This window comes from Chroococcus sp. FPU101, from assembly GCF_017312365.1.
GTDB lineage: Bacteria > Cyanobacteriota > Cyanobacteriia > Cyanobacteriales > Microcystaceae > Chroococcus.
On the sequence record NZ_BLJI01000032.1, the window covers coordinates 1 to 12,380 of the forward strand.

A 12,380-nucleotide genomic window follows, 5' to 3' on the forward strand; every position below is an offset into this window, starting at 1 on the left:
TCATATGTATTAGATCACTGCTAAGACAATCACTAGAAATTTTAATGAATACGGAAACAATTAAAGTTCGTCTTGGAGAATTATATCATCAAGATTTTTATCTTTGGCTAGAAACAACAGCTAAACAAATTAAAGAGGGTGATTTAGAGCAGATTGATTTTAAAAATCTTTTAGAAGAAATTGAAAGTATGGGGGAGAAGTGAGAAAAATAGTTTAGAGAGCAATCTAAAAATTTTACTTCTCCATTTACTCAAATATAAATATCAACCTCAAAGACGGACGAATAGCTGGTTAGCTTTTATTGAAGAACATTGACAACGAATCGAAAATACTTTTCGAGATAGTCCTAGTCTAAAACGATATTATCACGAGATTTATGATACTGTTTACCTAAAAGCACGTCGTGAACGCTGCATTTGAAACAGGTTTGCCTTTAAACGTTTTCCCAGAATGCTCTCCTTTTACGCTAGAAGAAACAATCAATCCTGATTTTTTCTCAAACTAAACATATAATCTATGACCAAATTTTGCTCAGATTTAAAGTAAAGTTAGGTAACACATCTTCACCTGATAGAGTCATCGGACAATCTAAAACTTCTACTTCTTTTCCAGTACGATAAATCTCGACTTTTTTAGTTAAAGGATCGATTAACCATCCCAAACGAGTACCATTAGCTATATATTCAAGCATCTTTTTTTGTAGGTCTTTTATTGAATCAGTTTTAGAACGTAATTCAATGACAAAATCTGGACAAATCGGAGAAAATTTCTGTTTTTCTTCAGTGGTTAAAGTATTCCATTTCTCTAGAGGTATCCAAGACGCATCAGGTGAACGATTTGCACCGTTGGGAAGTTTAAAACAAGTAGAAGAATCGAAAGATATACCTGTTCCGTCTTCATTTGTCCATATCCATAACTGTGCTGTTAATCCTGCATTTTTAGAACCCGTTTCACCTCCAGTGGGTGGCATAATAATTAAATCTCCTTTCGCATTGCGTTCAAATCGATAATCTTTATTATTGGCACAGAGTTGGAAAAATTGTTCATCGCTTAATTCAATCGAATCTAAGTCTAATGTAAAGTAAGTCATAAGTATTTATTCTCTGATTTCAAGAATAACGATCGCTCCCTTTTCCTCCCAATAATACCCCGCCAAATGGTTTAAAATGGTAGATCTGGGGCATCATCAACAAGCGCAACATTAGCAGAATTATTTTAAAGGAAAGGGAGAAACGATCGCTGTGGTTATACAAATAGATTCTAACCAAACTTATGAAGCAAAAACTCAAGAAATCGCCAAACAACTTTTAGCCGAAACTCGTCAAAAACGATCCTTGTGGGCGCAACTACAAGACCAAATGCGCTGGGATGATAAACTATTAGCCTGGACGATGAGTAATCCTAACTTACGGGTGCAGATGTTTCGCTTCATCGACTGTTTACCCGCATTACGGAGTAAGGGAGAAATTGCCAATCATCTGCAACAATATTTAGGAGATGAATCTGTAGAACTTCCCTCAGCTTTAAAAGGTGTTCTCAACTTTACTGATCCTAATACACCTCCCGCGCAACTGGCTGCAACAACGATTAGTAAAGCAGTTGAAACTCTAGCCCTCAAATATATCGCAGGTGAAGATATTGGGCAAATCACTAAAACCGTTGAACGTCTCCGCAAAGAAAAAATGGCCTTCACCATTGACTTACTTGGGGAAGCAGTCATTACCGAAACTGAAGCAAAAGACTATCTACAAGCTTACCTAGATCTCATGCAACATCTAAGTCAACAAGCGAAAAGATGGTCAAAAGTTCCCGAAATCGACGAAGCAGATGGAGAATCATTACCACAAATTCAAGTTTCTGTCAAGTTAACTGCCTTTTATTCTCAGTTCGATTCATTCGATCCAGAAGGAAGTAAAGCCAAAGTTTGCGATCGCATCCGTATCTTATTACGTCGGGCTGAAGAATTAGGGGCGGCGGTACACTTTGATATGGAACAATACAAATACAAAGATCTCACCATCAGCATCTTACAAGAATTATTACTCGAAGAAGAATTTCGCACACGTACTAATCTTGGTGTCACCCTGCAAGCTTATCTCAAAGACTCAGAACAAGACCTAAAAAACTGGATCGAATGGGCAAAAAAACGAGGCTATCCGATCACTATTCGTCTAGTCAAAGGAGCATACTGGGATCAAGAAACGATTAAATCGCTACAAAATCATTGGCCACAACCCGTTTATAACGATAAAGCCGAAACTGATCTAAATTTTGAACGGATGACGCGGTTACTCTTAGAAAATCATCAATATTTATATGCAGCGATCGGCAGTCATAACGTTAGATCTCAGTCTCTAGCTTGTGCGATCGCAGAAACCCTGAATATTCCTCGTCGTCGTTTCGAGATGCAGGTTTTGTATGGAATGGGTGATCAACTCGCCAAAGCATTAGTCAAACGGGGACATCGAGTAAGAGTTTATTCACCGTATGGGGATCTCTTACCTGGAATGGCGTATCTAATACGTCGTTTGTTGGAAAATACCGCGAATAGTTCTTTCTTACGACAAAATCTCGAAGAAAGACCCGTAGATGAACTGATTGCACCGCCAAAAGTCGGCAATGCTTCCCAACTGATATCTAATGGCTTTCCCAATGCGCCAGATACCGATTATGCTAATTCAGATCTCAGAAATCAAGCCGAAAAAGCATTAGTACAAGTTCGCGGTGAACTCGGTAAAACCTATCTACCTCTGATTAATGGAGAGTACATAAATACTAGCCAAACTGTAGATTCAGTGAACCCATCTAACCCCAGTGAACTGATCGGAAAACTTGGCTTACTTTCGATTGAACAAGCAGAAATAGCCTTGAAAGCAGCTAAAGAAGCCTTTCAAGGGTGGAAAAAGACCCCAGTCAGAGTAAGGGCGGGTATCTTACGCAAAGCAGCCGAAATCATGGAAAGACGGCGACATGAATTAAACGCTTGGATCTGTTTAGAAGTCGGTAAAGTGATCCAACAAGCAGACGCAGAAGTATCAGAAGCGATCGATTTTTGTCGCTATTATGCCGATGAAATGGAAAGATTAGATCAAGGACATATATTAGATGTCGCAGGTGAAACCAACCGTTACATCTATCAACCGCGTGGTATTGCCTTAGTCATTTCGCCGTGGAATTTTCCGTTTGCGATCGCAGTTGGAATGACAGTCGCCGCCCTAGTCACAGGAAATTGTACTCTCCTAAAACCTGCCGAAACCTCCTCCGTTATTGCTGCTAAGATCACTGAAATTTTAGTCGATGCAGGTATCCCTAAAGGTGTCTTTCAGTTCGTTCCAGGGAAAGGCTCAGAAGTCGGGGCCTATATGGTGAAACATCCAGACGTACATTTGATTGCTTTTACAGGCTCTCGTGAAGTAGGATGTCGCATCTATGCAGATGCAGCCATTCTACAACCTGGACAAAAACACCTCAAACGAGTCATTGCAGAGATGGGCGGAAAAAATGCCATCATCATCGATGAAAGTGCCGACTTAGATCAAGCGGTTGCGGGTGTTGTGTATTCTGCATTCGGTTATAGTGGTCAAAAATGTTCAGCTTGTTCAAGAGTGATTGTACTCGATCCTGTTTATGACGCCTTTGTTGAAAGATTTGTCGAAGCTACAAAATCATTAAATATTGGCCCAACAGATCTACCTAGTATCCAAGTTGGCCCCGTCATTGATGCCACCGCCCAAGCCCGTATTAAGGAGTATATCGCTCTTGGGAAAACAGAATCAGAAATCGCTCTCGAACAGGAAGCCCCAGAAAACGGCTATTTTGTCGGGCCAACCATCTTTAAAAATGTATCACCCAATGCAACGATCGCTCAAGAAGAAATCTTTGGCCCTGTAGTTGCAGTCATCAGAGTGAAAAACTTTGATGAAGCATTACAGGTGGCAAACGGAACCGACTATGCTTTAACTGGGGGTTTGTATTCCCGTACTCCAGAACACATCGAACGCGCAAACGCAGAATTTGAAGTCGGTAACTTATATATTAATCGAGGAATTACAGGGGCGATCGTCTCTCGTCAGCCCTTTGGCGGTTTCAAGCTATCGGGTGTCGGTTCTAAAGCAGGAGGCCCAGATTATTTATTACAATTCCTAGAACCGCGTCATATTAGCGAAAACATCCAGCGACAAGGGTTTGCACCCATTGAAGGAGTAGATTAGATCAGTATGAAGGGTGGGTTTAAATCCCACCTTTTAAAAGATTTTTGATTAATATGAAAACCGACACCATTTTTATTAGAAAGCAGTGACGGTATTTGAATTATTCCAAAGTAGCCTGTTTTTGTGCTGCTAGACGTTCTTCTCTTCGTTTACAATACTGACCGTAAACACTATTGTTAAAATCTTCTTCTAAACGAGCATTGATATAGTCTAGATCAGCAATATGTTTGTCCATCCGCTTGATTAATTCTCGCATCGTCGCAACATGGCGATCAATTGTTGCTTTATCAGGAATTTGAGGTTGATTGCTCATGATAGACCAAAATCTCTTTTTATTTCTTCAATTGTTGCTCTAACAGCTTCATGTTATTTTACTCGTGATCATTAGTGAGGCAACTCAGAATGCGTTGATCCGTAATGATTATTCCCTCACAAATGGCTTTTTGGTTATTATAACTTTAATGAGTATCGATATCGGTTTATCACTTTGGAAACAACGATCGCCAGTTATTGAAAAGATTATTGATGGTGTACCGATGATGATCGTCAAAGAAGGTCAACCACTTAAAGATAGAATGAATAAGGCTCGTGTTGATGAAGATGATGTATTGACCGTAGAAACGGGAATTACAAGGTTTAGAGCGAATGGCTCAAATTAAGTATGCAGTCTGAGAGCGTACAATTATCCTTAAGCAAAGTTTGGTGTTCTGTAATTCATATAAATCAATAATACCTATTTGATAAAGAAATACTTAGAAAGGGTCAAATAATTTGAATAAACTCCAAAAACTAATAAATCTGGCTATTTTGATGAATTTTTAATTTCTGGCTCCCTCAAGAAATAGATTAATTTATTTAAAAAAATGATAATTTTTGCTTTAATGTTTAAAAACATCAGTTAATCTGGTTTATTAAAGCAAACTATAAAATTAATGAATCCATCTTCAGCAGACGCATCTCTTTATCAACTAACTCAAAAATTTAATCCGCCTCCGCCACCTTTGACTGTTAGTAATACTACTTTTAAAGGTGTGATTAAGGCTTTAATTAATTTTCTCATAGAACAGCAACTACCTGCTACTGTTTGGTTTAAATCACCTTGGTTAGATGAATTAGAACGATATTATAAACAAGGAAAGGCTACTCAAATTTACTACTGCACGACTCATTTAAAAAAACTAGAAGAGTTTGTGACTACTTTTGATTTTTCTCTTGATTCTCATTCTCGCACCTCTATTACTCCTTTAGTCCTAGAACCTAGTTCACAGCTTAAACAAGAATCTTATCTGATTATTCTTTCTTCTCAATTTTGTTGCTTGCTGTTAGCTCATCCACAAACTGAACAGATGTATAATCATGCTAATCATTCTCATCAAAAAACGGACTGGAAATTAATTTACTGTTTCGATCATGCTTTAATTGAAAGTGTTATAGAGACGATCAAACAGTCGATTACTGTTACTGATACAACTCCAGAAGAGCTTTTAACCAGTAATAGTTTACCTTTTTCTTTACCTAATAACATAACTTCAAAGCTGGTCAATAGTTTGTTATTACAACAAATTCAACAAATTGAAAGGATGCAAAATGATGAGGATTTAATTAATCAATCGAATCAAACAATTAAACAATTACTAGAATCAATTCAATTTAAAAGCGAGGTTTTAAAAAATCTATCTCAAGAAATTAGTCTGCCTTTGACTAATATGAAAACCGCTTTACTTCTCCTCAATTCAAGACAGGCTAAAAAAGAACATCGACAAAAATATTTAGATTTGTTGCAAAAAGAATGCGATCGACAATCTTTAGTCGTCACAGGTTTATTAGAATTAGTCGCTTTTGATCAATCAACAGGTGAATTAGGAACAACATTAAAGTTAGAGGATTTAGTGCCTGGAATTGTCAGTACCTATCAATCTTTAGCTGCAGAAAAAGGAATATCGATGGGGTATACGGTGCCTACAAATTTACCTGTTGTTGCTTGTCCTGAAAGTTGGCTAAGACAAATTTTACAGCATTTATTAAATAATAGTTTAAAATATACTCCAGCAGGGGGAAGAATAATAGTTAAAGTATTTTTGAAACCAAATCGAGTAGAATTAATGGTTTCCGATACTGGAATTGGGTTTGATTCTAGTGAGATTCCAAAAATTTTTAATAGTTTTTATCGCGGTAAAGTTAATGACCCGAATGCTGGTGCTGGACTAGGTTTGACACTTGTTAAATTCCTTCTTAAACGTTGTGGAGGAGATATTTTAGTCTCCAGCAAGTTAGAACAAGGAACAACTTTTACAGTAATTTTACCAATTGTTACTTCAGAACTAGAAGATTAATTTTAATGATTTTTAATTAAACATTGATATTGCTCATTACTAATTCGTCCCGCACTATAAAGCGTTTCTGTTATTTCTGAAATTGCTACTACAGAATAAGCATTATAACCTTTGTCTTTAAGTTTATCTTTAACACCTTCTTCGTGATCAATAAAAACCACAATATCTTTAACATTTAAACCAGAAGATACTATTTTTTCTGCTCCTTCTATCGCGCTTTTCCCTGAAATTAGAACATCATCAACCACAACAATTGTTTCACCAGCTTCAAAATGTCCTTCAATTAAACGACGAGTACCATGCGCTTTGACTTCTTTTCTCGGATAGATCATGGGACGATTTAATAACAATGATAACCCCGTAGCCGTTGGTAGTGAACCATAGGGAATACCAGCAATTCGATCAAACTCTAGGGTTTTCAGAATATTTACATAAGCTTCTAAAACTTGTTGAAAAATCTGAGGATTAGAAATAATTTTTCTTAAATCAATATAATACGAAAAAGTTGCGCCTGAAGCCTGCACATATTCACCAAAAAGTAAACAGCCAAGATCATAAAGTTGTAGGATTAAATCTTGATGGGGATGCTTATTTAATAAACAAACATTAGATGTCCAAATCTCACAACTTGAACTTGTTTCTCCAAGAGAGTTTTTCACTTCTGTGACTTCATCACGCAATGATAAAATATTTTTTCTTAAATCATTAGAGCTTAATTGATCTTGAGGAACTGGAATTAATAACCCTTCTCTATTACTATTTAATCCTGCGGAGAGTATTTCCTTAAGATTGCCGCTTTTTGCCCAAATACTGCGTAATAGAATATAACGTTCGGGTGCGATCGCTCGAATTCTTCTTAAAACTTCACCATTGGTTGTACCAACTTCTAAAAATAGCTGTTCTGGAGTTCCCCACGTTTGAACCTCCTTTACGACTTGTAGGTAAAAAGGATTGTCTGAAGTGGGATAATCTTGTAAATTAACTGCACCAGGATTCGAGGTACGACACAAAATAATAGTCCCTTTATCGGGGTAGACTAAAAAAGACGCGGCATGATCTTGACCCACATAAGGATTAAGCGTGACTGCATCGACTCCCCATTCTTCAAAAACAGTACGGGCGAAAATCGTGCTAGTGTTGAGATCACCGTGTTTCGCATCGAGAATAATCGGGATATTCTGGGGAACTGCTTGAATAACCTGAAAAAGTAACTCTAACCCCTTAATTCCAAGAGCTTCATAAAATCCAAGAGTCGGTTTATAAGCACAAACTAAATCAGACGTTTCATTAATAATATAAGATAACCATTGCCAAAGTTGTTGACTCAATTCATGATGATCGCCTTCTATCTGATATTCTAGAGGCATCATCTCAGGATTCGGATCAAGCGCAACAATGAGTGAACTTTTGTTTTGCTCAATAGCTGTAGTGAGTTTGGTAAAAAAATTCATTTCAAATTTATCTTTGCTTTGAATTTTACCATACCTCAAAACTATCAGCCTTCATACATCCGTTTCAGACGCAGATATAGATCATCAGTTAACTGCTCTGCATTGTCTTTCATCTCTCCACTACTATAATCAGCTACATTCAGAGGAGTATCAATTTTAATTTGAATATCACTCCCCCATTTAGGATAGGGTTCTGTGTAATGGATACTCATTGGTAATATTTTTATGCCAGACTTGGGATACAATTTCTCAACTTCTAGAGCAATTCGCGCTACACCAAGTTTAAGCGGATGAACCCTATCATCACGAAAAATTCCCCCTTCAGGAAAAATAGCCACCATTTCCCCTTGTGAGAGGAGTTCCACACTATGAATTAAACTACCAACACCAGGACGAGTGGTATTTACTGGAAAACCACCCAAACGTCGAATGAACCATCCCTGTATCCCTCTCATTTCATTAGCAGATACCATGAAGCGCAAATCTCTACCACTAACCCATCGACCAACTGCATAAGGAACCATCAGAGCATCCCAACGCGATCGATGTGTCGGAGCAACAATCACTGGGCCAGTCAAAGGAACATTTTCTCGTCCAATGACATCTATCTTACCAAAATAGCCAGGGATAATCATCCGACATCCCAACGGATAAACCAGACGAATTAACCAAGGTGCAACACGAGAATCTATAGAAGTGCCTTTTTTATCGATGAGGTTAGAAGTCGGGGACGTTACTTGAGTCATTGGTTAGGAAGTAAGAACTGATTGACCTTACTTCTACTCTAGCTGTGATGATTACAGTTCGTCATACTTGCTCATGACAGTTTACTAGGTGGCTAGAATTTCTTGAGCTACAGATTAATCTAGGATTCGCTTTTGAAAAAAGAAGGAAGTTGCGTTCTGTCAAACAAAGATTTAAGTTGTTGCGTAATACGATCGCGTTGATTAATTAAATAAATACTGACTAAAGTTAAACTAACACCCATCCACTGTAAAGGACTTAATACTTCTGACAAAAATAAATTCCCAAACGTCAAGGCAAACACGGGGGTTAAAAACGTCAAAGAACTTAAACTGGTTAAATTTCCTTTCGCTGCTAGATAGAAAAAGACTCCATAAGAAAGCGCACTACCGAACGTGGTTGAATAAGCTAATCCTAACCAACTATTAAGCTCAAGTTGTTGCCATTGTTGCGTTTCCCATAAAAGCGAACCAATCAATAACGGTAGTCCTCCTATAATCATATGCCAACCCGTCGCCACAACTGGATCAACATGACGAGAAACATATCGAATGAGAATTGTTCCGACTGCCATCGATAGGGAAGCGAGTAACATTAACCATTCACCACTGTTTAATAAATTTTCCCAACTGAAAACAATATTTAACGTATGGTCTTGCCATAAATCGAAAAACCATTGATCAGGTAAACCGATTAAACTAATTCCTAAGATGCCAATTCCCAAACCCAACCAACCCCATAAACCAATGATTTCTTTAAATAGCCAGCTTGACATCAAAGCAACCGCTAAAGGCTGAGAATCAATAATTACTGAACCTAAACCTGCACCTGTTCGCATTAAACCCGCAGCTAAAAACCCTTGAAACATCGCGCCATCGACTAAAGCGAATAAACTAATCCAAAGCCAAGCACGTATACTTTTAGGTTGAGAACGACCTAAAAACATGGCTACAATTAGTACTAAAATACCAGCAGGTAACAGACGAACACTCGCCATAAATAAAGGAGTCGTTTGTAGAGTAACACCTTTCATCGCGACCATCGCCGTACCCCACAGGAAAAAAGGCGAAATCAGTAGCAAGGATGACCAAATAGATTCAGGTTTTTTGAGATTGGATTCCATACAGGTTGAGGATAACTTATTTCTCAAATTGTATACTTTTGTAAAGCATTGTAGAGAAACTGGGGGTCAAAGCGCATCCTAACAAAAGTGTTAGGCTAGAAGTGTATTGCTTAGAACACTCTCATTAATTTATGGTTTGGCCGTTTAAACCCAGAACAACGAAACAAATTGCTCGCATTGAAATTAATGGAGCGATCGCCCAAGACACCCGTAAACGCGTTTTACAAGCATTAGAAACCGTTGAAGAAAAAAAATTCCCTGCTTTACTATTACGAATTGATTCACCAGGGGGAACCGTTGGCGACTCCCAAGAAATCTATACCGCACTCAAAAAATTACAAGATAAGGTCAAAATTGTCGCTAGTTTTGGCAATATTTCGGCTTCTGGCGGCGTTTATATTGGAATGGGTGCCAATCATATTATGGCTAACCCTGGTACCATTACGGGCAGTATAGGCGTGATCTTACGGGGTAATAATCTAGAACGATTACTCGATAAAATTGGTGTATCTTTTAAAGTCATTAAATCTGGCCCTTATAAAGACATTCTCTCCTTTGATCGAGAATTAACCGAGCAAGAACAGCATATCCTACAGGAGATGATTGATACAACCTATGAGCAATTCGTCGGAACCGTAGCCGAAGCCCGTAAACTAGATGTAGAACAAGTCAAAAGCTTTGCTGATGGTCGTATTTTTACTGGACAACAAGCGTTAACCTTAGGAGTCGTGGATCGTTTGGGAACCGAAGAAGATGCGAGAAAATGGGCAGCCGAATTAGTTGGCTTAAATCCCGAAAAAACCAAATGTTATACCATTGAAGAACCGAAACCCTGGTTAAATCGTTTAATACCAGGACGTAATCAAATATCGAACAAACGGATCACGACGGGCCTCAATTGGATAGAATTTGAACTAGCAACTAATGGTCAACCACTTTGGTTATATCGACCTTAATGGGAAGATCTGCGTATAGATTTTAGTCAAACTCAAGGCTAAAATCTTAAAGCTAGTATCATTATGTTATGGTCGGAGGATTAAGATCGTGAATTGGAAAGTGCGGGCAATTCGGGGGGCAACTACAGCAACAAGTAATAGTAAAGAAGCTATTCGAGAAGCAGTTACAGAATTACTTGATGAAATCGAAGCGCACAACCAGTTCGATCCAGAAGACATCGTTAGTGTCATTTTTACTACGACCAAGGATCTTGATGCAATTTTTCCAGCAGCGATCGCAAGAGAACGTTCTAATTGGGATCATGTTCCTCTACTAGATGTCCAACAAATGCACGTGGAGGGCAGTTTAGAACGGTGTATCCGTATTCTAATTCAAATTAATACACCCAAACGACAAATCGAAATGTATCACTCTTATCTAAGAAAAGCGAAAAATCTTAGACCAGATTGGAGTTTAGCGCAAATCAGTACGCCTTCTTCTATACAATCTCACCGTTTTTAATTTATGGATCTCCTCAAATCTGATAACCTCTATCCAGATTGGGTATTATTAAAACTGAATCTTGTTCCCATCAGTTCTGGACACTATGATCTGAATGTTACGCTTAAATTTCAAGATAATTGGCAACCTCTTCTAGATGGTCGAATTAAATGGGGTCTTAAAGGTGGAGAATTAAAAGTTACCTCGAAAAATTGTGAGATTCTGCAAAATCCTAATCCTTATGGTTCAGTTGTAACAGAAGCAGACACCAATAACTTTACTTGGATTTTAATGCCTTCTATTACTTCATCGGTTAATGATGGTTCACTTTCATTTCAAATTGGAACTGCGGCCGCAACTTCAGAATCTTTTGAAATCACCGTTGCTTTTATTCCGACTTTAGCAGATATTTCGGTTAGTGATGCTGAGGGACTTTGGAAGCATGATATTAGTCCGAATAAACATGGTGTATTAGAACGTGCGATCGCTCAATACATTCACCAAAACTATTGTTTTCCTCATCTCAGTTTTATCCAGCTAGGATCTCAAACCGTTCCGACAACTCATCCGAGTATACCAGTCGATCCCGAACCGTTAGCCTCTTTAATCGAACAAATCTATCATCATGAGAGCGATAATTTAATAGAATTGGCACAATTAGCCAATTTAAACCCATTAGAAGATTTTTCAGGGGCTAACCTCATCGCAGCGCAACTAAGCGGACTTTCTCTGGGAAATGCTAATTTATATCAGACTAATCTTAGAGGTGCTAATTTAACCGATATCGATCTCAGTGAAGCGGATCTAAGTTATTCTAACCTCAAAGGTGCAGATTTAAGCGGGGCTTATTTAGGGAATGCTAATTTAAGTTATGCTGAATTACAACGAGCTAGTCTAGCTTTAGCGAATCTAATTGGTGCCGATTTACAGAATGCCAATTTAGAAGAAGCAAACTTGAGTAATGCCAATTTTAGTGGTGCCAATTTACAGAATGCTAAATTTGGCAACAACCCAGGATTAACGGAAGATCTACAAGCAATCATCAAAGATCGAGGCGGGCAAATAGAATAAACTAGAATAT

12 protein-coding genes and 1 pseudogene are annotated in these 12,380 nt (G+C 38.1%); 8 read left to right on the top strand and 5 right to left on the bottom strand.

Features of this window, described 5'->3' with window-relative positions:
• Both CFPU101_RS26190 and CFPU101_RS26195 read left to right on the top strand, forming a co-directional pair.
• Positions 1–203 (top strand): DUF29 family protein (locus CFPU101_RS26190; protein WP_307730465.1); only part of this gene is annotated, 203 nt, incomplete at its 5' end.
• Positions 181–420: pseudogene (locus CFPU101_RS26195) on the top strand (DUF29 family protein). The gene CFPU101_RS26190 and the pseudogene CFPU101_RS26195, both read left to right, overlap by 23 nt.
• A gap of 94 nt (positions 421–514) precedes the next feature.
• On the opposite strand, the gene CFPU101_RS19990 reads toward CFPU101_RS26195, so the two are convergent.
• The gene (locus CFPU101_RS19990; RefSeq protein ID WP_206817088.1) at positions 515–1,090 is read right to left on the bottom strand and encodes a Uma2 family endonuclease; all 576 of its coding nucleotides are present in this window, start codon (positions 1,088–1,090) and stop codon (positions 515–517) included.
• 151 nt (positions 1,091–1,241) lie between these two features.
• Between CFPU101_RS19990 and pruA the strand changes: the two genes are divergently transcribed.
• The gene (pruA, locus tag CFPU101_RS19995; protein ID WP_206817089.1) at positions 1,242–4,211 is read left to right on the top strand and encodes an L-glutamate gamma-semialdehyde dehydrogenase; all 2,970 of its coding nucleotides are present in this window, start codon (positions 1,242–1,244) and stop codon (positions 4,209–4,211) included.
• 100 nt (positions 4,212–4,311) lie between these two features.
• Here the strand turns inward: pruA and CFPU101_RS20000 are convergent, their stop codons facing one another.
• A complete protein-coding gene (locus tag CFPU101_RS20000) occupies positions 4,312–4,524 on the bottom strand; it encodes a hypothetical protein (protein ID WP_206817090.1) in 213 nt (70 codons plus the stop codon).
• Positions 4,525–4,588: 64 nt separating this feature from the next.
• Between CFPU101_RS20000 and CFPU101_RS20005 the strand changes: the two genes are divergently transcribed.
• Together CFPU101_RS20005 and CFPU101_RS20010 are read left to right on the top strand one after the other, a co-directional pair.
• Positions 4,589–4,870 carry a hypothetical protein gene (locus tag CFPU101_RS20005; RefSeq protein ID WP_206817091.1) on the top strand — a complete coding sequence of 94 codons (282 nt, stop codon included), beginning with the start codon at positions 4,589–4,591 and terminating at the stop codon, positions 4,868–4,870.
• A 273-nt stretch (positions 4,871–5,143) separates the two neighbouring features.
• Positions 5,144–6,544 (top strand): ATP-binding protein, encoded by a 1,401-nt coding sequence (locus tag CFPU101_RS20010; RefSeq protein ID WP_206817092.1) that lies wholly within the window; start codon positions 5,144–5,146, stop codon positions 6,542–6,544.
• 2 nt (positions 6,545–6,546) lie between these two features.
• On the opposite strand, the gene CFPU101_RS20015 is transcribed toward CFPU101_RS20010, so the two are convergent.
• From CFPU101_RS20015 to CFPU101_RS20025, 3 genes are all read right to left on the bottom strand, one after another.
• A complete protein-coding gene (locus CFPU101_RS20015; protein WP_206817093.1) occupies positions 6,547–7,995 on the bottom strand; it encodes a bifunctional orotidine-5'-phosphate decarboxylase/orotate phosphoribosyltransferase in 1,449 nt (482 codons plus the stop codon).
• A 44-nt stretch (positions 7,996–8,039) separates the two neighbouring features.
• Positions 8,040–8,741 (bottom strand): 1-acyl-sn-glycerol-3-phosphate acyltransferase, encoded by a 702-nt coding sequence (locus CFPU101_RS20020; protein WP_206817094.1) that lies wholly within the window; start codon positions 8,739–8,741, stop codon positions 8,040–8,042.
• 119 nt (positions 8,742–8,860) lie between these two features.
• Complete coding sequence (locus tag CFPU101_RS20025; protein WP_206817095.1) at positions 8,861–9,862, bottom strand: DMT family transporter; 1,002 nt, start codon at positions 9,860–9,862, stop codon at positions 8,861–8,863.
• 131 nt (positions 9,863–9,993) lie between these two features.
• Between CFPU101_RS20025 and sppA the strand changes: the two genes are divergently transcribed.
• From sppA to CFPU101_RS20040, 3 genes are all read left to right on the top strand, one after another.
• On the top strand, positions 9,994–10,818 hold the full coding sequence (sppA, locus tag CFPU101_RS20030) for a signal peptide peptidase SppA (protein WP_206817096.1): 825 nt from the start codon (positions 9,994–9,996) through the stop codon (positions 10,816–10,818).
• 88 nt (positions 10,819–10,906) lie between these two features.
• The gene (aroH, locus tag CFPU101_RS20035) at positions 10,907–11,320 is read left to right on the top strand and encodes a chorismate mutase (RefSeq protein WP_374191979.1); all 414 of its coding nucleotides are present in this window, start codon (positions 10,907–10,909) and stop codon (positions 11,318–11,320) included.
• Between the two features lie 3 nt (positions 11,321–11,323).
• Positions 11,324–12,370 carry a pentapeptide repeat-containing protein gene (locus CFPU101_RS20040; protein ID WP_206817097.1) on the top strand — a complete coding sequence of 349 codons (1,047 nt, stop codon included), beginning with the start codon at positions 11,324–11,326 and terminating at the stop codon, positions 12,368–12,370.
• Positions 12,371–12,380 lie beyond the last annotated feature (10 nt).